We start from the raw sequence: 19,623 nt of genomic DNA, 5'->3' as shown, positions 1-19,623 counted from the left end.
CCGTTCGCCAAGCACGAGTTACAATCGACTGCCGGATGCTATCGAGGCAGACAGCGGCGTACATCATGGCGGGTAGCCGAATTGCGACCCAGCGACATGGTGGCTGCAGCATTTAAGTCAAAGCCGTCATCCACTCATCCCGGGGGAACGCAGCCCAAGAAGCGACCATGAGGGCGGAGAGCCGACCTTCGCTGCATCCAAGACGAATGGCAGCGATGCGCAGGAAACGGCCGTTCGCCCTGCGGACAAGTGGGCGGGGAACAGGCGACACTTGACGAGGGACGAGGGCGCTTAGGCGGAAGCGGTAGAGGGGCCCATGGCCAATGTTTCACCGATGCGGCCTGCGTCGGGCGGCGGAGCTCAGACCATGCCTAGTACGCCAGCTTGCGTTCCTTGGCGAAGGGGCTCAGACCCAGCCAGCTCTGCATTGCCCCGGCGACCGCCTTGGGCCCGGCAAGCGCCAGCTTGTCCGCGGCCTGGGCGACCGTTGTCAGCCCCATCCAAATCGCGGTCATGGTCCGCAGATCGGTTTCCACGTAGAGATCGACATCGAACCCTGGATCGGTCAAGCAGAGGTCCACCTCGCCGGTTTCCTCGACGATCAGCCACCAGGATCTCTTGCCGGCAGAGAGCTCCGGGAAGCGGAAGTTCAGCACGGTGCGCCCGGCCGGCAGTGGGGATGGGTCGAGATTGCGGCGCATGTCCCACATCAGGAGAGAGACATCGAGCCGTTCAAGGGAGGGTTCGGACTCGACCCATTTCTGCCCCCAGATCCCGAAGGCCTGGACGATCGACAACAGGTCTCTTCCGGCGGGTGTCAGAAGGTATTCAACCGCCTGGGAGCGCGGCACGGGTTGCCGTTTGACGATGCCGGCGTCCTCCAGCTCCCGCAGGCGTTGTGCCAGAAGGGACCGCGACATGCGCGGCACGCCGCGCCTGATGTCGTTGAACCGGGTCGAGCCAGCGACCAGTTCCCGTACGACGAGCATCGTCCATCGCGTACAGAGTACTTCGGCGGCCATGGCGACAGGACAGAACTGGAAATAGCTGGCGTTGGACATCGGTGTCCTCCTCACTGGCTTGGCAACAGATTAGCAAATTTGCATGGATGAGTCTCGGGTCCAATTTCTGGACCAGCCGGTCCAGTCCCGTCACTGGTTCCGATGGGGTGGGACCCGTCATCCTCTTCCCGTGCGGCCGCATGGGGCAAATCGAAGGAGGCGCTGCCCTTTCCGACACTGCCGTTCCAACATGTCCAAGGGAGGAGAAGATGAAAGACCATATCGATGTGAACAACCTGGACGGAGGACGCACGACGATCCGTGCCGAGGAGCTGGAGTCGCTGGCCGCGAAGTTGCGCGGCTGCGTAATGCTGGAGGGGGATCCGGGCTTCGACGTTGCGCGCACGATCTGGAACGGGATGATCGACCGCAAGCCCTCCCTGATCGTCCAGGCCGCAGGACCTGCCGACATTCGGGCTGCGGTGGATTTTGCGCGTGACCAAGGGTTGCGGATGGCAGTCCGTGCCGGCGGGCACCAGATCGCCGGCCTTGCCGTCGAAGAGGGCTCCATGATGCTGGATCTTTCTGCCATGCGTTCAGTAAGGGTGGATGCCGCCGCCGGCACCGTCCGGGTGGAGCCGGGCGCGACGCTCGGCGATGTCGATCACGAGACACAGGCCCATGGCCTGGCCGTGCCGGTCGGCGTGAACTCGACCACCGGTATCGCGGGGCTGACTCTTGGGGGTGGTTTCGGCTGGATCACCCGCAAGTACGGCATGACGATCGACAACCTGCTCTCCGCCGATGTGGTCCTGGCCAGTGGCGACTGTGTCCGGGCCTCACCCCGGGAGAACCCGGATCTCTTCTGGGCCCTGCGCGGCGGAGGGGGCAATTTCGGGGTGGTCAGCTCGTTCGAGTTCCGCGCCCATCCCGTCGGCCCGGAAGTGCTGTCCGGCCTCGTCATCCACCCGTTCGAGGCGGCAGCGGAACTGCTGCCGAAGTTCCAGGAGCTTTGCGACCGGGCACCGGACGACCTGACGATCTGGTCGGTCCTGCGCAAGGCCCCTCCGCTGCCGTTCCTGCCCGAGGAATGGCATGGACGCGAGGTTCTGATCTTCGCCGCCTGCTATTCGGGTGGCATGGCGGAGGGCGAAGTGGCCATGCGTGATCTCCGTGCGCTCGGCAGTCCGATCGTCGACGTCATCGGACCGCATCCCTTCACAGGCTGGCAGGCCGCCTTCGATCCGCTGCTGACGCCCGGCGCGCGCAACTACTGGAAAAGCCGTGACTTCATGGGGCTCAGCGCCGGGACGATCAGGGCCATCCTGGAGGCCGTCGGTGATGTGCCGGATCCGCAGTGCGAGGTCTTCATCGCCCATGTCGGCGGGGCGATGGCCCGCGTGGCGCCAGAGGCCACCGCCTACCCGCAGCGGACGGGCCACTTCGTCATGAACGTCCACACCCGCTGGGACGACCCCGGAAAGGACGCAGCCTGCATTGACTGGGCGCGCCGTCTGTTCCGGGACACTGCGGCAGATGCAGCCCCCAGCGTCTACGTGAACTTCATGCCCGAAGACGAACCCGATCGCCTGGTCGAGGCCTACGGCGGCAACATGCAGCGCCTGCAGGCGATCAAGGCGCGCTATGACCCGGGCAACCTTTTCCGGGTCAATCACAACATCAAGCCCATGGTCGCGGAGCAGGCAGCGCAATGATCCCGCGCAGGCCCGGTCGCGGGCCTGCGTCCCTTTACCCATGCGAACCACGTCAGCCAGGAGCGAAGACAGATGGAACAGACACTATACAGCCGTCTCGGCGGTCAGCCGGGCATCAAGGGGCTCGTCGACGACATCATAGAAGCGCACATGAACAATCCCACGCTGGGCCCGCGCTTCCTGCCCTATCGGGAGAAGCCCGCAGAACTGGACGCCGCCAAGGCGCATCTTTGCGACTTCCTCGGGGCGGGGTCGGGCGGTCCGGAGGAATACACCGGTCGGGACATGGTGGCGGCGCATCGCGGCATGAACATCAGTGCGGCCGAATACATGGCAGCGCTGGACGATATCATGACCACCTTGGCCGACCACGAGATCGATGACCAGACCTGCAAGGATGTCCTGATGATCAGCTTCACGCTGAAGTCCGAAATCATGGGGCAGTAACCTAACGGCGCCCAGGAGGGTGGCCAGTGCAGGCGCACGACAATGCGCAGTGGCTTTGCGCTGGTCGAAGTGTAGATCAGCTTAAGCATGTCGATCATCCAGACGCGTGGTTTATTGAGGTCTCTAGCCCGTTTATAGTCGCGATTACGCGGATGTCAGCAGTTGTCCACACTGCTGATCTTGGGATGCAAGATCATGCTGCGCTTTGCCCCAAGGACCGGATTGGGGAAGCTGCACCGCAGCGAGGCCCAACCTAGCGAATGTCCGGATAGGGCCGCCTCTGCCGGGCAGGCCGACTCAACCGAGCGAGTTGGCCGGCTGCGGTGGCGCAGGCCCGCTTCGAACCCAACTGAGCGTCGAGATCAGGAGAAATGGTCTTTCCGTTCCTGTCGCCCGCCGCTCATGAGGATTGCACTGCACGCGATGAGGGCGATCCCGAGGGCTTCTCGGGCCGTGGGGACGTCTCCGAACAAGACAGCGCCCCAGATGGCCGCGAAGCCCAGGTAGGCGGTATCGAAGACACCGACGACCGGCGTCGGGGCTACCCGGTAGGCCGTCGCGACCGCCGTGGCGATCACTGCCAAGAGACATCCGAGCACGAACGCGAGGTTCCAGTCCGCGAGCGTGAGCCTTGGCCAGAGCGCCAGAACGAAGCTCTCTGTGCCGCCCGGCCGAAAGAGCGAGAGAAGCAGGAGCGCTGCGGCGGCCACGCAGACGAGACAGAGGTTGAGCGTCATGGCCATCGCGCCCGGGCTTTCCGCCTGGCACCGGCTCCAGGTGATGAGGCCCGCCAGAGCATAGAAGGCGGCAGCTGCGAGCGGGAGCAGCAGCAGAGGAGTGAACGTGTCGGTCGAGGGCGACACTACCAGTAGCCCCCCGGCAAGAGACAGTGCCACGGCCGTCCATCCGCGCCCGCCGATGGTCATGCCCAGCAAGACGCGCCCCAGCAGCGCCATCCAGGCAGGCGCGGTGTAGTAGCAGGCTGCGGCGAGAGCGAAGGACATGGCCGGCAGCGCCGCGTAATAGCTCAGCCACATGGCTGCGAGGCAAAGGCTTCGCGCCCAGACCCAGCCGCGGCGGGTGAGACGAAGGCTCGACCGGCCATGCATGGGCAGGAGCCAGGCGGCGAGCAGCACTGCGGCAACGGTCGATCGCAGCAGGACCAGCTGTGCCAGCCCGAAGCTGTCTCCACTCATCTTCACCAGTGCGTCGGAGAAAGACAGAAGCGAAACCGCCGTGAGGATCGCGATGATGCCGCGTGTGGTCCCGCCAAGAGGTGGGATGTGATCGGATTTCCATGCCATACGCGATGGAAACCACGGGCTGCTTCCCTCACAAAATGAGAATGGGTCGCCAATGCATGAGGATTTGGAATGGATCGCCACTCGCTGCCACCGTTGTCTCGGCTTCCTGCCTTCGAAGCGGCCGCCCGACATGAAAGCTTCACCGCCGCCGCTGAGGAACTCGGTCTGACGCAAACCGCTGTGACCAAGCAGATCGCCGCCCTGGAGGCAGATCTCGGCCTGCGGCTCTTCGAGCGTCGCAACAGGGCTGTCTTCCTGACCGAGGCCGGGCGCGCCTACGGACAGGTTGTCGGCGCGGCCCTGGCCGATATAGCAGCCGAGACGACGCGTTTGCGCGGCGGCCCCTCCGGCACGGGACTGGTCCTGCATTGCCAGCTTTGCGAGGCCTTCTACTGGCTCATGCCGCGCCTTGCGGGCTTCCATGAACGCCACCCCGGTTTGGAGGTCCGGGTCGTCAGCGCCCTGGCGCCGCTGACAGCGGCGCCCGAGCCCTTCGACGTGGCGATCCAGACGACCGGCCGGGCCGCGGGTTCGGCGCGTCTGGCCTTCACCGCCTCGGACGAGATCTTTCCCGTGGCCGCCCCAGGCCTCGTGCCGTACGGGGCGCTACCGCTTCCTGCCGCGGGATTGGCCCGATACCCGCTGCTGTCGCATCGGGTCCTGCCGCAAGACTGGATGGATTGGCCGGACTGGTTCCAGGCCGTCGGACACCCCATGCCGAAAAGCGCGCGGATCACCGGCTTCGACAGCTTTCCCTTGGTACTACAGGCGGCGGTCGCAGGTCAGGGGATCGCGCTCGGCTGGCGCAACACGGTGAGTGGGCTCATCGCCGACGGCAAGCTTCTGAGGCTTTGCGATGAGGCGGTATTCCGCCCGACCGAAATTTCGGTTTTCCGCGGCGCGAGGCGCGGCAACCACGCGGAGACGGATGCCCTGCTCTCGTGGCTCCGAGAAGAACTGACCGAGCGCCCCGCCAACGGCAGCTCCTTCCACACCGTTGACGTCTAGCCGTCCAGAATTCTGCGGTCTGGATGAATGACGGCTTCGAGTCTTTTGCGAAAAAGAAACTTGTCGACGCCTTATGCCCAGCGAATTCAGGGGCTTGGGGCTGCTAGATAATTTGCGAAAAAACCCTTTGTTATCAATCTATTGTGACCCTCCTCGCCGGCATGTACTGTACCCTCGGCTGAGCTAGGTGAGCATTCCAACTCCTCCCGACCAGCCGTGTCGCGGCCTGCCTTCCCTGTAGGTCAGAACTCACTCGAATTCATCGGAGGCCATGTTGGCCGCCCCCACCGTTATCGAAATCCCGGACAATGGCGGAACGGTCGCAGTAATAGCCGACCTGCATCTCCGATCTTATTTCTGGCTGAACAACGACCCATTCCAATTCCATGGCCTGCAAGATCGGCTGCTCCAGCAAAACGTTGATGCCTTGATCGTCGCGGGTGACCTGTCTGACACCTTCGGCCCGTCACTGCAGGACGCGCTCGCATATCTGAGCCGCTATGTTCCCGCCGATCGCATCCACCTCCTCCCCGGAAACCATGACTACTATTCTGGGCGGCTGGACGACGAGAACCGGCTGCGTGACCTGGTTCACGCAAGCGGGAGTTGGTTCGCGCAGAAGACCGAACTCCGCCATCGTAGCGACCGGTATCTCTGCGCCACGCTTTGGACCGACTTCGAGCTACTGGGGGATCAGGAGGCTGCCAAGAACTACGCACGCCGGTTCATGCGCGACTTCGACATGATCTCCACCGAAGCGTCTGGTCATGAGTGGCTTGATCCGGACGAGGTGCTGCCGCGCCGCATTGTCCCGGTTACACCTGAGGACATAATCGCCGTGCATGGGGAACACCGCGCTTGGCTGGAAGAAAGGCTGGCGACCCCACATTTCGCCGGCAATGGCAGGACCTTTGTCGTCACGCACCACGGCCCGCACCCGTCCGCCGCAGGCCCAATCGATGGTCTCACACCAGCCTTCCACTCAAACCTGACCGGAGTCATCGAGCGGAGCGACATCGACACCTGGTTCTTCGGTCATTCACACCGACGACTGTCTTCCGTGATTGCTGGGACACGCATTCAGAACATCTAGATCGGCTACCCGGACGAGGATCACGGCGACGACGAGGATGATCTGGCGGAGGTCTGCTTCATTGCGGCGGCGCTGAAAACGCAGTCCTCGAATGAGGTTAGGGAACTTCCGGCCGACCGACAGGCATTGCAGCAGGACTTCGATTACGCGCTTCGGTGCAGCGAAACCGGCATTCCTGTCCTGGTGGACAAGCTCTCCCCCTCAACGCGCGCCTTTCTGCGCCACGCTTTGAGGGGGTGCGCCTGCCCTGTCGTGCCGGAAGGAGACGCGTACTACGCAACCGATGTCATCGTCGCGCTCGGCCAGACACGGCCAGGTTCTGAATGATGCCGTTTGATGCGATCATTTCGATCTCGGGGATACTGGTCTGTCTGGTTGGCCTTGTTCATGTCGTCATCGCCTACCGGCAGACGACGCGCTCGGCTGAACCTGATCCGCAGCGCGTAAAACGCTTCGTCGAAAGCGCCCCGCCGATCCCCGGCCACCTGCTTTACGCTCATCAGGATCGATGCCCCACAGCGAGGCCCGCTCGCGCGCAAAAGGCCGAGCCTGCTGAGGAATACGCAAAAGACCACGAGGCGCCGCGTTGACCACACCCCTCCCCCTCGCGCGCGATCTCCAGGATCGGGAAACGGCCTTCTCCTTCGTATCTCGCCTCGCCGCGATGAACGGCGTGGATACTGCGGGCTTCTGTACCGACATGGGGCTGCCCTTCAGCAAGGTGATCGACGGCAATCCTGAGGCCTTGGCGCGTCTGGCAGATCTCAGCGCGACTGAGGTCGAGGACCTGCGGCTGTGGTCGCCCCTCTACCTGGGCAACCGAGAGCACGAGTTCCGCGGCAATCGCCTTCATGCCAAGGCCATCAAGGAAAGCACCGTCCGGGGCTGCCCTGCCTGTCTGCGAGAGGATGCGGCCGCCGCTCCTGGCCGCGCTGAAGGCGACATGTACATCAGGGGCCACTGGCTCTTCCGGCCTGTGACGCTCTGCCTGAAGCATCACCATCCCCTCGTTCCACTCTGGACCGAGGCCAACGTCAGCCGGCGCTACGACGCCTTCGCCCGTTTGGCCGAGATCGCGCCCGGCGTGTGGGCCGGAGAACTGGACAAGGAGCTTCGCGCCCCCAACCCGTTCGACGAATGGATCGAGGCCCGCCTGGCGGGCACCCCCACGGAGAGCTGGCTGGATCAGTTCGACCTCTACGCCGCAGCGCATTTCTGCGAGTTGCTCGGGCGCGCCATCTGGGCGGTCAGGTTCCCGAAGTGGAAGAAGTTCGGCCCGGAACGTGCCTGGATGTCCTTCGAGATGGGCTTCCGCTTCGCGACCCAAGGGGAAGCGACAGTCCGCGATACCCTGATGCAGCTGCAGGAGACGATTGGTGAGCCGACCGACGGCCCCAAGAAGAAGTACGGCGCGCTCTATGACCGGCTCGCCTTCGACCTCCTGGGCGAGGCCTACGCCCCCTTCCGGGAGCTTCTGCGCGACCACATAGCAAGTACCTGGCCGCTAGGTCCGGGCGACGACCTCATGGGGGAGCCGGTGCTGGAGCGAAAGGTCCACTCGGTCCGGACCGCCGCGCGCGAGCTTGGCATGGATCCCCGGCGCCTGCGCAAGCTGCTGGTCGATGTCGATCTCGTCCAGCCTGCCGAGACCGGCCGCGATGACCAGTGGGAGCTGTTCGATGCCAAGGCAGCGCAGCCACATCTCGACCGGATCAACACCCTGGTGTCCGCAAAGGACTTCCAGGAAGCATTGAGCATGTCCCGCTCGCAGTTCGAGCTTTTACGAAAAGAGGGCCATTTCCCGCCCGCGATCGATGGCGGAGATCACAAGCCGCTCTGGAACGTCCGTGCCGCGCACTTGCACCTGGAAAGCCTGTTGACCGGGGCCGAGCCGATCTACGTGAACATGCACGGCTGGGATGACATCCCGACGACCGCGCAAAGCCTGAAGGTCTCCCCCGGCACGGTCCTGAAGCTTCTCGAGGGCGGCAAGGTTCAGCGGATCGGTCGGCACACCAACCGTGATGGCTATGCCAGCATCGTGGTCACAAAAGGCGAGATCGAGCGTCTTCTGGAGCGCCCCGAGGCGCCGGGTCTCAGTATCGATGTCTTCGCCCGCCAGTCCGGTCTGACACGCTCCGCCGCCATGCGGCTGGTGCGCGAGGGACATGTCCCGTCCACGGAAGGCCGACACCCCAAGACCAATGCGCGGCAGCGCTTCCTGGCGCCAGGCGACCTCGCCGCTTTCCATGAGCGGTTCGTGACCCTGCGCGGCCTGGCCGTCGAGCTTGGCATGCCTTGGCAAGCACTCCGACCCAAGCTGGCGGCTGCAGGGATCGAGCCCTTCAGCCCGGACGGGCAGGACTACGGCGCGGTTTTCGAGCGCGATGCCGCTGCCGCAGCTGACCTTGCCTCCACGAAACCAGGAACCCATCAAAACAAAGAGAAAGGCGGGGAATGAAATACCTCATCACGACATATGACCGCAATGATGTGACGGATCATGCCAATTACTGCGAAGCGCATCAAATCCCATGCATCTACGCGCTGGTTCTGGGCGAAAAATGCACTGTCTTCGTCCATTGCGAAAAACTTACCGGCCCCCGGAGCCAAGCCCTCGAAGCCCATGAGGCCGAGTTCGCGGAATTTATCGCTCGTCTCCGCAACACCTACGCGGAGCCCGCTCGGATTCAGGAAACCCTGCCAATGTCGTTCTGGTACCACGACCTTCCTGCTTCAGCTGCGGAGGACGTGGCGGAACAGACATACGCATTCTTGAGAACGATCCTGGCTCCGTTCGACGACAAGTAGGTCACCAGCGGCTACGCCACGCGAGGCAGACCACTTGCGAGACAGGCCAGGCCACTTGGCCAGCACTGCGGTCGATCTAAGACTGGCCCCACAAGAGCCTTCGGCCATCCTGTTTCACGGCACGCCGAGCGCAAACCTCGATGCACTCCTTGCATCGGGCTTCAACCCTGGCCAGCGGTGTCACGCCCCCACACATCGCAATACCGAAAATGAACTATGGAGACGACGCACATGGACTATTCACCTGACGACTGGGTGATCCTGAAAGTTTCGTTTGCGACGCGGGACAGAGCTTTCACTCAACTCAGAGTGTTGGGCGGCTGGCGCGGCGGGTATCTCAGTGGGGATGCATGGCGCATAAACTCAGGCATCCAGGCCGTTCATGCGGATGACCTCGAATACCGCTTCCTTGGTCGATCAGGTTCCGTCTATCTATGCCGACGCGGCGGATATCGCATGTCACGCATCATGGCGTCTGGCCTGGAAGAGCTGAAGCGTCAACCGACCGTTGTCGAGGCAGAGGTTCTGGAAGACCGGGATTGGCTTGAAACAGGGCTCCTTGAAGCACTTCTCTCGACAGCGGCTGACGATACAGCGGCAAAATGACTTCGCCTCGGGACCTTTGCGAGTCAGCTAGGGGCTGCGTGATGCGCAGGTGTGAGACACCAGCCGGAAGCGCCGCTGCTCCCGGCCCATAGCCGACCTTCGTCCGAGGCGTAAAGGATGGCCGGTCGGGTCCGAAAACGGACATTGGGGCTCGGTCCATTGAAGTCGACCGAGCGAACGTCGAAGCACCTACAAGGATCTGCCTCCTGAACTGAAACATTAAATCTAGCGTGACCGACAAGAATTGTGCCAGTCTGCACTGGCATTTTTTAAAAGGTCGATCATGCCGTTTTACATCAGGGATTCGATTACCCTCGGACCGTTTAGGATCAATCTCTCAAAATCAGGTCAGGGCTTCTCTGCCGGCGTAAAGGGATTCCGGGTCGGGACCGGCCCGAAGGGCCATTACATCCATGCTGGGATGAACGGCATTTACTATCGGAAGACGCTTGGCACCCTTGGCCGAAGGCCTAAACGACCCGGTTCGGAGAAGCAGGGGGATTACGCGTCGGAGCTCGCCAAGATCGCTCCGGACGAGAAGCTGCCAACCTACATGACTGAAGACGGTGTAATGATGCGCCGGATCATCTCCGCTGAGGCGGATGTGCTTGTTTCCGAAACGCACTCAGAAGCGCTGAATAGCCTGAATCGGGCGCGCGAGAAGCCTTCCTATACGCTCATACTGTGCGGAGCGGCGGCCTTGGGCCTCGTCTTCACCCTCATCTCGCAGAATTCGGCTGCGATGATGGCGTGCGCGGCGCTCTTCGGGATCGCCTATGCTGTGGGACACATGCTAGACATCCCGCGTCGCAACGTCGTATTCGCCTATAACCTCGAACCCGCCGCCGAAGAGAGATACAAGGCGCTCATTGGAGCTATTGACCGGATCGCTGGAGCTAGCAAGCTCTGGTATGTGAAAGCGAGCGGTGACATTACGACGCTCCATGCGTGGAAGAAGAACGCAGGTGCTACGAGTTTGGTCGACACGACGGAAACCTCCGTATCCTATGCTTTGCCGCCCGGCATCGCGTCGAACGTGACGCCGCCCATGATCCTCATCGACGGAAAGAAGTGCTACTTCTTCCCTGACTGCATTCTAATTGAGGAGAATATGCGCTTCGGAGCGGTTCGCTACGAGACTCTTCGCACAGCCATTCGTGACCAGCGAATGATCGTGGAGGCCGCCCCCTCAGATGCAAAAGTGGTTGGTCAAACCTGGAAATATGTAAATAAGAACGGTAGCCCGGATCGACGCTTCAAAGATAACCGGCAGCTGCCGATTTGCCTCTTCCAAGAGATCGCCATGATCAGCGAAGGTGGTTTCAAGGCGCTGTTGCAAGTCTCCAAACAGGGGATCAGCAGCGACTACGGAAAAGCGATGACGGAGCTCGGCCGGCTCACGAAGGAATTGAAGGACGCCGAACCTCTACTGATCGCACAGGAGACCTGATGCGCAAGTAGCCTCCATTGGCCTGTCTCTCTGAGGTTGCCGCTTTAATTACTTCGGCCCATGGCGGCCCTTGAGACCCGTGCAGTGATTAGCGGACTAAGCCCCAAGTAGACATCGGATGAAGCTCGCTGCGGCTGTCTCAACCGCTGAGGCGTCTTATATATTGAATCCCAATACTCCAGACGCTACGCCTGTGCTTAAATATTTTTTTCTAAAGGGGGCCTCATGGCTGACTTCTACGAGATCGATTTTCTTCCTGTTGGGAACACAAAGAGCGGCGATGCAATTTGCCTTCGCTATGAGATTAATGGCCATTACTATGTTCATGTGGTCGACGGGGGCTATGCGGAAGAAGGGCAGAAACTACTCAATCATCTGTCTACCTATTATGGGAGCACGTCAGTTGATCATGTCGTGGCAACCCATCCCGATGGTGACCACGCGATGGGTCTTAGGACGGTGCTAGAGGAAGCAAATGTCGGTATGCTTTGGATAAACCGGCCTTGGGCATATGCTGAAGAACTGCTCCCTTACTTCGCGAAGTATACCAACGCTGAGAACCTCGCGAAGGCGCTCAAAAGCGTGTTTCCTAACCTCGCCAAGCTTGAGGAGATTGCGACCAACCGAGGCATACCAATCGCGGACGCGTTCCAAGGTGCTAAGATTGGTGCATTCACTGTCCTCGCGCCGTCTCGTGAGGCGTTCTTCAGCTACGTTGTTGAAGATGATAAAACACCAAAGGCCGCCCCAGCGACGGCGACTCATGGTAGCGTGTTCGATGCCGCAGTCCGGAAGATCGCTGAAGGCGTGCGGCTGATTATGGCAGCATGGGGCGCAGAGAAATTCCCCGCTGAAGATACCTCACCACGCAACAACATGAGCATAGTGCAGTTTGCGGACTTTTCAGGAAGGCGGGTGGTTCTGACAGCGGATGCCGGTCGTGCCGCGCTTGATGAAGCAGCAAACTTCGTTCGCGTCGCTGGACTCCCCCTTCCCGCCGACCAAAACAGTCTAATGCAGGTGCCTCATCACGGTTCTCGTCATAATGTCTCCACCGAAACCTTGGATCGATGGCTTGGGGAAGTCGGCGAAGAGCATCAGGAAACACGTTCGTATGCCATTGTCAGTGCGGGCAAAGATGATCTGGACCACCCACGTCAGGTGGTCGTTCGCGCATTCATACACCGGGGGGCTGAAGTCAGCCAGACAAAGGGTAAGACATTGTGCTTCTCCGGTGGGGCAGCGCCGGGTCGCAAGGGATGGGGGCCCACGACCCCGCTTAGCTACCCTACCAGCTACGAGGAATAGAGGATGGAAGCCATCTTCAAGAAGTTCACCGATCCCTATGAACGAAAAGCACGCCTCTACCCCGCTCTCCTTGCCGCGCTTCCGGTCATAGTTTTCGTTTCGATCTACACGGAATGGTTTACCTTTGATATCAAGAACGCGCTTTACATCACTATCGTGGCGGCTGGTCTATTTTGGTTGTCTGGAAAAACCAGAAATCTGGGAAAGGCCGTTGAAAATAGGCTAGTAGCGAAATGGGGAGGGATGCCGTCGGTGACACTGCTACGTCATCGAGACAGTGTACTGGACCGCTATACGACAGAAAGATATCATAAAGCGGCCGCCGGTCTGGCCGATATTCCCCTGCCCGACCACGCAGAAGAAGAAATAGACCCAACCGATGCTGATGAACGCTATCGGGCGGTGACGTCTGCGTTGCTCTCCAAGACTCGAGATGTCAACGAATATCCCCTACTATTCAAAGAGAATATAAATTACGGGTTCTGGCGAAACCTGCGTGGAGTTAAGCCAATCGGCTGCGCTTTTTCTGTAACCATCGTGGTTCTTGGCCTGTGGTTCGATCGAGCCCTCGTGTCAAATTTGCAACTACCTGATGGTGCTGAATTTGCAGTAGCCGCTTCAGGAATCTTGATGCTTCTGGGGTGGTTCACAACCGTGACCGACGAAGCTGTCCGCCAAGCGGCACAGAGCTACGCAAAGCGCCTGTTGGAAGCGTTGGACAAAGCGTAGGAGGTCTGCAGAGGTATTACCTGGCTGAAGGGAAGCAGACCTACTACCTTAGTTTTTGATTTACGGGTATTGCCTGCAAGCGGGCTTTCGCTCTTAGCGCAGCGAAGGTCAGCTCTCCGCCCTTCTTGGTGTCGATCGAACGGGCTCCGGTCTTGGTTCTCGCCTAAATGTCCGCTTCCGCGGTGCGGACGGGGTGCCTTCGTGACCGCGGCGAACGTTGGCTCTCCGCCCTTCGAGCCAGGTCAGTTCGCCTTCATGCGCCGGACGCGAGCGGTGTCTATGGCCGCTTAAAGCCATCACTCTATTCCCAGAGCTGCGACGCTCAGTGTCTTCCTTGGTAGCGTTGTGTCAACTGGCCCAGGAAGCCCTCGCGAGGCGTCACTCAGGTCTATTCTCACGCTGGTGGCGGCCAGGAAGGGCGACCAGTCTTCGGCCAGAAATTACCTTCTGACGCTTGAGGTGGATAAGGCCTCGTTCGACCGAGTCGAGGTCAACGCCGTCTCCACAGACGCGAGCAATGCTGTCGGCGTAGACATCTGTTGCTGTGACGGGCACCTGACAATTTCTCCGACGCTGATATCGGCTGAGGATCGTAGCGACAGCTTGGGTCGGCTTAATGGTGGAGTTCCCACCGCTTCTAAGCGACCTCGTGTCCAGGGTCTCACCATCGCTAGCCAGCCCCAATGCGCCATGCTCAGGCTCATACAGGGAGGGCACAACGGCCCTCTGCCGGATCCGTAGCTTCATGCCACGAACCGCACATCCCCTCCATAAGCAAAAGGCGCCGGAGCGTCCGCCCCAGCGCCTCTATCACCGTCCGTCAGAGAGCAGCCGAAGGGCACGAGGCGGTACGTTTCGCCCTTGACACCCCTTGCGCAGACTTATGCTTCCGTTTGCGCATTCATCTGCTTTCTCTGACTCTGTAGGACCCACCTAAAAAACGCCATTGGGGTCACTCGACATACCCGTAAGTCATTGAAATAAATCACTACAAGAAATCCCCTTCGCACCGACGGCGGCCAGTTTGTCCTTTTGGCACAGGATTAATGTCCATCGATTTTCCAAGAAAAATGCCGCCTTTCGGCGGCATCCAATTCGAAGTCGTAGGTGTCCGGATCAAACCTTGGGCAGGCCTGCCTTCTCATAGATGGCAGCACCGAACTCCCTTGGGTCCCAGATCGGCTTGACCCCACGTTCCCGAAGCAACTTCTCGATGGCGAGCGGTCTCACACCCATGACCAGAGGCAGCCTCTTCTTGGTCACGTATTTCTGCCGGAAGTTCTCGAGCGCCGTGGGCGAAACCCAGACGTCCTCGCCGGAAGGCTCGGATGCGATCAGCGGTGCCGCTTCGGGATGGCAGAACACGCGACGGCCTCGGGAGGGATCGAACCCGAGAATGATGAGCGCCAACTCCCCGCTCATCCCAGGACGGGGAAGCGCAAGCTTCGACTTGATCTCCTGAGGGTCCACGAGAACGGCCCCCAGGCCAGCAGCACCGGCCAAACGGCATGCACGCAGCAAGCGCCCCTGCAGCAACATCGATAGAATGACGGACATCTTCACCCTGCCCTTCTCTGCAGCCTTGGCGAGCGTCACCATGGTCGTCGGCTTCTCCGCGACTTCGGGAAGGCGCACCTTCATCCCCTCAAGGAAAGCCGCCATTTCCAGCCCATCGACTGCCTTGCTCATTTTGCTGGAAGCCGCCTCGACCTCCGTAAGCCGCGTGAGCGCACCGATTTCAAGAAGGGCTGCGACCATAGGGCGTGATGCTCCCAGAATCTCCGGCAAGCGGCTGACCGGCACGGCATGCTTCAGCATCCGAATGGACGCGCGCGCTTCGTCGTAGCGCAGGAAGATATGACCGCACGGGGCCTCACGGTCAGAGGCGGAAATGAGCCCTTGATCGGCGAGCAGGTTCCGGAGCGTCATCGGATGTACGAGTTCTCCGGCCGCGATCTTGGCCACACTGCTGACACGGGGGGCCTCAACAGGGCTGCCCAAGAGGATCTGCCCTTTCGTCAGGGGCACCGTGTCGAGGAGGTGCTCCCGCAGAAGAGGGCGGATGGCCCCGGGATCCTTGGTCAGCCGCGATGCGGACATCCAAGCATAGAGCATGCCATAAGCAGTCTTGGGATGCATGGAGCCGGGATTGGTCTCGGAACGCTTCAACAGATCCATAAAGGTGGTACGGATCGCCGCCTCCCCCTCGCTCATCACCGCCCACCCCGCGCGGCCGGCTTCATCCCACATGCTCTCGGTCATGTTGGAGGCCTTCTGCCCAGCTCCGAACGCGATGACTGCACCCAGCATTTCGGTGGCACGGACGCCCTGCTCGATCCCCTGGCCATCAAGCCATGCGGGGCCGGAAGCGCCCGCCAGCCTCGCGACGACATAGTCCTGCAGCGGCGAAGGCCGCAGCGAGGCGTTGGGTCCGACCGCCAGCGCATCTTTCTCCCAAGGCAACGCCTGAAGTTCATGCGCACCGTCGTCCCATTTCCCGCTGCGGTGGCTGAGCAACGGGATCTGATGCACGGGACACACCCTGACCACGGACAGTGACCAGATCAAACGGTGCCGCCACTTGGTGGCGGGACGCGCAGCACCCGCGGCATCCTCGGCCAGGCAGGAGGGGCAGAAGCGGGTGACGGGCCCAGTCAGGAACTCCGCAGCGAAGCGCTCACCGCGGAGGGCATATTGCCGATCACTGAACCGCGCCAGGTTTGCCGGAGGCTGATTTCGGTTAGTTACGCTGCCATGTCTTCCGTTTCCAGAGCGGCGTAGAAGTTTGCCTCTGCTTCCGCCGGAGGGATGTTCCCGATCGGCTCGAGCAAGCGGCGGTTGTTGAACCAGTCGACCCATTCGAGGGTGGCATATTCGACGGCCTCGAAGTTGCGCCACGGGCCGCGGCGATGGATCACCTCGGCCTTGAAGAGACCGTTGATCGTTTCCGCCAACGCGTTGTCGTAGCTGTCGCCGACGCTGCCCACGGAAGGTTCGATGCCGGCCTCGCCGAGCCTCTCAGTGTATTTGATCGACAGGTATTGCGACCCGCGGTCGGAATGGTGGACGAGCCCCGCGCCCTTAACCGGGCAGCGATCGTGGACAGCCTGTTCGAAGGCATCGAGCACGAAGCCTGCATGCGCTGTTTGGCTCGCCCGCCAGCCGACGATCCGGCGAGCGTAAGCATCGATGACGAAGGCGACATAGACGAACCCTCGCCAGGTGGCGACGTAAGTGAAATCACTGACCCAGAGCATGTTCGGCGCGGGCACGCGGAACTGCCGATTCACCTTGTCCAGCGGGCACGGGGCCTTCTTGTCGGGGGTGGTCGTCTTGTGCGGCTTGCCCCGGATGATGCCTTGAATACCCATGCCCTTCATCAGCCGAGCCACGGTGCAACGGGCGACGGTGAAACCCTCCCGATCCAGTTGATGCCAGACCTTACGCACGCCGTAGACACGCCAGTTCTCCTCGAAGATGCGCTCGATCTCGGGCCGCAGGACTGCGTCGCGCCGGGCTCGATCTGACAATCGGGCCGGATCGGCCCGCTTCGCCAGGTGATCGTAGTAGGTGGATGGGGCGATCGGCAGAACCTTGCAGATCGGCTCGACCCCGTGCTCCCCTCGCTGATCGTCGATGAACTCGACCATCACTTCGACCGGCGGTCGAGCTCCGCCATCGCAAAATATGCGCTCGCCTTGCGCAGGATCTCGTTTGCCTGACGCAGCTCCCGGTTCTCCCGTTCCAGCGCCTTCATCTTCTCGGCCATGTCGGTCGGGATACCAGCCCGCTTGCCGCTGTCGACCTCGGTCTTCTTGACCCACTCGTTCAGGGTCTGTGGCGCACAGCCGATCTTCGCGGAAATCGACATGACGGCCTGCCAGCGCGATCCATGCTGACCCTCATTGTCGAGAACCAGGCGCACCGCACGCTCGCGCACTTCGGGGGAAAACTTGTTCGTTGTCTTGCTCATGATGCTCCACCTTACTCAGGAGTTGGAGCCTCCGACAAACCCGGAGCGGTTCAAGCTGCCAGCCGTGCGGCCTACATCGCGGGGATTGAGGCGGGGATTTCTCCCCAGGAGCTTCGAGCTCATACAGGGGTGATCGGCGAGGCATTCGTAGCGGATTATCTAGGAGTGAAGCTTACCTCAAAGAATAATGAGCGTGGTTTCGATCTGCTCGACTCAGACGGCCTCCGGGTTTCAGTGAAAACCATCACAACTTCGACCGGGGTTGACTTCAATGAGGCGACGATCAATTTGGTTGACCGCGTGATCGTGGTCTGGATTGACACTGCGGAAGATCAACTGGCGGTCGAAGTCGTGTTCGATGCGAGCACCGAGCAACTGATGCAACTAGCAAAACCTCCGTATCGAGGGAAAAGACGCCTCATGCGCAACGCGATGACGTTTCCTACGCGCATCTCAACTACTGACCGGTTCGACGTCGGCACCGTGGTAGACACCTATCAACATGGCAATGTGCTGATCCGTCGTCACGCGACGGGATCCTTCACAGCCTTAGTGAACGGCGCCCCACAGCCAGCGCGCCAGTTGCTACTCGCAATGCGTGATGAGATGGGACTGCCGGACAAAGCAACAAATACAACCCGCAGCCTTGGAGCTCAGGTGTTCGGCCACCTGAGAGGCGAGAGCTTTTCGGAACCTTTTTCAAGCGGCGAGGATGAATGAGGACAGCCTCGGCCCTCTCCGGACATTCGTTTGAGTGACTTTTGCCGCGGTGCGGAATCCCCTGATCTGCCATTCACACTGTTGCTCAACGCGGCGGTGCAGCTCATAGCGGTACAGCTGCTCAGGGCGCAGGCCCTCGAAGCGGCAGACGATGGGGTGCTGATGTGACGACAATACGGATGCTCCGGATGAAAACCGGAGGCGATGTGTCATCGTTGGCCTTCACTCGAAAACGGAAGGCCGAAAGGTCTTCCAGGTGAAAGGACTCACTAACCAGACCGCATGCCGGCCCCGTGGGGGCCTCGGTTCGGTTTGACGCTCGCCCGAGGCGCTGCCCCGGGATCCCGCGCTTCCGCGGGAGGCTTCGTAACCGCCTCTGTGGTTGCCGTCCGTTATGCAAGAGGTTTCCAACCTTTCTCGGCAGGTGATCGAGCGCGGTCCTCTGTCAGGCCTTCCTTGGCGGCATGTCCTGAAGCCGCTGGCCGATATGGTGATCTGCGGACAAGGCCCAATCCCGATTGCGAGCTCCTTGGCTCTGGCGGTTACACTGGTTTCCCTCGTCCCGATCTGACCGATCGTTCTGCCCATTCGGGTCTTCGCCTTCTGCACCCCTTTCTCCGGTATCAACCCGCCGCAGCGTGCTTCTTCACGCCGCGCCTGCCGATGCCGGATCCCTGAAATCCTCGCCTTTCGTCATCATCGCCCAGAGCTGCCGCGCCATCCGGTTGGCCAAGGCGATGGCCACCAGCATTTTCGGCTTCTTCGCCAGCATCCGGGCCAGCCAGCTGCCAGTCGGAACGGACTTGCGCCCCCGGACTGTAAGCCGCGCCATTGCGCCGATGATCAGTAGTTTGCGTATGTCAGCCTGGCCCGACTTGGAGACACGACCGAGACGTTCCTTGCCACCCGAGGAATGCTGGCGAGGAACCAGACCCAGCCAGGCGGCGAAGTCGCGGCCGCGCCGGAACTCTGCCATGTCCGGCGCGAAAGCCTCGACGGCGAGCGCGGTCATCGGGCCGACGCCGGGCATCGTTTGGAGACGCCGCGCAGTGTCCGTGGTCTCCGCAAGTTTCCTGGCGGCCTTCGTGCGCGCCTCGATGCGGGCGGTCTTCTCGGAAACCTGCAGCAGAATGTCCCGGCATTCGTCGCGGACGAGGTCCGGCAAGGATGCGGTAGGGTCTTCGATAATGGCCTCGATGCCCTTGAGATGGCGGATGCCCTGAGGGACAACATGCCCGAACTCGTAGAGCAGCCCGCGGAGCGCGTTCACGAGCTCGGTGCGCTGATGGACCAGGCGTTCGCGGGCGCGGAACAGCGCGGCGCGGGCTTGCTGCTCTTCGGATTTAGGTGAGACGAAACGCATCTCGGGGCGTTGCGCCGCGATCACGATCGCTTCCGCATCGGCAGCATCATTCTTTTGCCTCTTCACTTATCATCAGGTGGCCGTAATGCGGAGGA

General features: G+C 61.2%; 17 protein-coding genes and 1 other annotated feature. Of the genes, 12 read left to right on the top strand and 5 right to left on the bottom strand.

Annotation, left to right across the window (positions count from 1 at the left end; genetic code table 11):
* Positions 1–371: 371 nt before the first annotated feature.
* Positions 372–1,061 (bottom strand): winged helix-turn-helix transcriptional regulator, encoded by a 690-nt coding sequence (locus tag D6860_RS17355; RefSeq protein WP_076623591.1) that lies wholly within the window; start codon positions 1,059–1,061, stop codon positions 372–374.
* A 209-nt stretch (positions 1,062–1,270) separates the two neighbouring features.
* Between D6860_RS17355 and D6860_RS17350 the strand changes: the two genes are divergently transcribed.
* Both D6860_RS17350 and D6860_RS17345 read left to right on the top strand, forming a co-directional pair.
* The gene (locus tag D6860_RS17350; protein ID WP_076623590.1) at positions 1,271–2,716 is read left to right on the top strand and encodes an FAD-binding oxidoreductase; all 1,446 of its coding nucleotides are present in this window, start codon (positions 1,271–1,273) and stop codon (positions 2,714–2,716) included.
* A gap of 72 nt (positions 2,717–2,788) precedes the next feature.
* A complete protein-coding gene (locus D6860_RS17345) occupies positions 2,789–3,163 on the top strand; it encodes a group I truncated hemoglobin (RefSeq protein ID WP_076623589.1) in 375 nt (124 codons plus the stop codon).
* A gap of 362 nt (positions 3,164–3,525) precedes the next feature.
* On the opposite strand, the gene D6860_RS17340 is transcribed toward D6860_RS17345, so the two are convergent.
* Entirely contained in the window at positions 3,526–4,467 is a 942-nt protein-coding gene (locus D6860_RS17340) for a DMT family transporter (protein WP_076623588.1), read from the bottom strand.
* 69 nt (positions 4,468–4,536) lie between these two features.
* On the opposite strand from D6860_RS17340, the gene D6860_RS17335 reads away from it, so the two are divergent.
* The 9 genes from D6860_RS17335 to D6860_RS17295 all read left to right on the top strand — a co-directional run bounded on the left by D6860_RS17335 (position 4,537) and on the right by D6860_RS17295 (position 13,472).
* Positions 4,537–5,475 (top strand): LysR family transcriptional regulator, encoded by a 939-nt coding sequence (locus D6860_RS17335; RefSeq protein ID WP_076623587.1) that lies wholly within the window; start codon positions 4,537–4,539, stop codon positions 5,473–5,475.
* 274 nt (positions 5,476–5,749) lie between these two features.
* A complete protein-coding gene (locus D6860_RS17330; protein ID WP_157895873.1) occupies positions 5,750–6,568 on the top strand; it encodes a metallophosphoesterase family protein in 819 nt (272 codons plus the stop codon).
* A 323-nt stretch (positions 6,569–6,891) separates the two neighbouring features.
* Positions 6,892–7,158 carry a hypothetical protein gene (locus D6860_RS17325; RefSeq protein WP_128549287.1) on the top strand — a complete coding sequence of 89 codons (267 nt, stop codon included), beginning with the start codon at positions 6,892–6,894 and terminating at the stop codon, positions 7,156–7,158.
* On the top strand, positions 7,155–9,029 hold the full coding sequence (locus D6860_RS17320; protein ID WP_076623585.1) for a TniQ family protein: 1,875 nt from the start codon (positions 7,155–7,157) through the stop codon (positions 9,027–9,029). The genes D6860_RS17325 and D6860_RS17320 overlap by 4 nt, the downstream gene beginning before the upstream one ends.
* Positions 9,026–9,379 carry a hypothetical protein gene (locus D6860_RS17315; protein WP_076623584.1) on the top strand — a complete coding sequence of 118 codons (354 nt, stop codon included), beginning with the start codon at positions 9,026–9,028 and terminating at the stop codon, positions 9,377–9,379. The genes D6860_RS17320 and D6860_RS17315 overlap by 4 nt, the downstream gene beginning before the upstream one ends.
* 231 nt (positions 9,380–9,610) lie before the next feature.
* Positions 9,611–9,985 carry a hypothetical protein gene (locus tag D6860_RS17310; protein WP_128549286.1) on the top strand — a complete coding sequence of 125 codons (375 nt, stop codon included), beginning with the start codon at positions 9,611–9,613 and terminating at the stop codon, positions 9,983–9,985.
* A gap of 283 nt (positions 9,986–10,268) precedes the next feature.
* Entirely contained in the window at positions 10,269–11,435 is a 1,167-nt protein-coding gene (locus D6860_RS17305) for a DUF4236 domain-containing protein (protein WP_076623582.1), read from the top strand.
* 225 nt (positions 11,436–11,660) lie between these two features.
* Complete coding sequence (locus D6860_RS17300; RefSeq protein WP_076623581.1) at positions 11,661–12,743, top strand: ComEC/Rec2 family competence protein; 1,083 nt, start codon at positions 11,661–11,663, stop codon at positions 12,741–12,743.
* 3 nt (positions 12,744–12,746) lie between these two features.
* On the top strand, positions 12,747–13,472 hold the full coding sequence (locus D6860_RS17295) for a hypothetical protein (RefSeq protein ID WP_128549285.1): 726 nt from the start codon (positions 12,747–12,749) through the stop codon (positions 13,470–13,472).
* Positions 13,473–14,588: 1,116 nt separating this feature from the next.
* Here D6860_RS17295 and D6860_RS17290 read toward each other — a convergent pair.
* Positions 14,589–16,331, bottom strand: coding sequence for a TniQ family protein (locus D6860_RS17290; RefSeq protein ID WP_076623580.1), 1,743 nt, complete (start codon positions 16,329–16,331; stop codon positions 14,589–14,591).
* A protein-coding gene (locus D6860_RS17285) for an IS3 family transposase (RefSeq protein WP_128549284.1) occupies positions 16,217–17,445 on the bottom strand; the annotation gives its coding sequence in 2 pieces (ribosomal slippage) (positions 16,217–17,157 and positions 17,157–17,445; 1,230 coding nt in all). The genes D6860_RS17290 and D6860_RS17285 overlap by 115 nt, the downstream gene beginning before the upstream one ends.
* Positions 17,048–17,164, bottom strand: a sequence feature (AL1L pseudoknot). Its footprint overlaps the gene before it by 117 nt.
* Between D6860_RS17285 and D6860_RS17280 the strand changes: the two genes are divergently transcribed.
* Positions 17,365–18,165 (top strand): DUF6998 domain-containing protein, encoded by an 801-nt coding sequence (locus D6860_RS17280; protein WP_162277742.1) that lies wholly within the window; start codon positions 17,365–17,367, stop codon positions 18,163–18,165. The two genes, D6860_RS17285 and D6860_RS17280, sit on opposite strands and share 81 nt — an antisense overlap.
* A gap of 646 nt (positions 18,166–18,811) precedes the next feature.
* Here D6860_RS17280 and D6860_RS17275 read toward each other — a convergent pair.
* Positions 18,812–19,594: an IS110 family RNA-guided transposase gene (locus tag D6860_RS17275; RefSeq protein WP_076623576.1), complete on the bottom strand. Its 783-nt coding sequence runs from the start codon at positions 19,592–19,594 to the stop codon at positions 18,812–18,814.
* Positions 19,595–19,623 lie beyond the last annotated feature (29 nt).

Origin of the sequence: Salipiger sp. D13, assembly GCF_003703915.1 — a bacterium.
Classification (GTDB): domain Bacteria; phylum Pseudomonadota; class Alphaproteobacteria; order Rhodobacterales; family Rhodobacteraceae; genus Salipiger; species Salipiger profundus.
The sequence above is the reverse complement of the archived record's forward strand: the minus strand, read 5'-3'. Positions and strand labels throughout refer to the sequence as shown.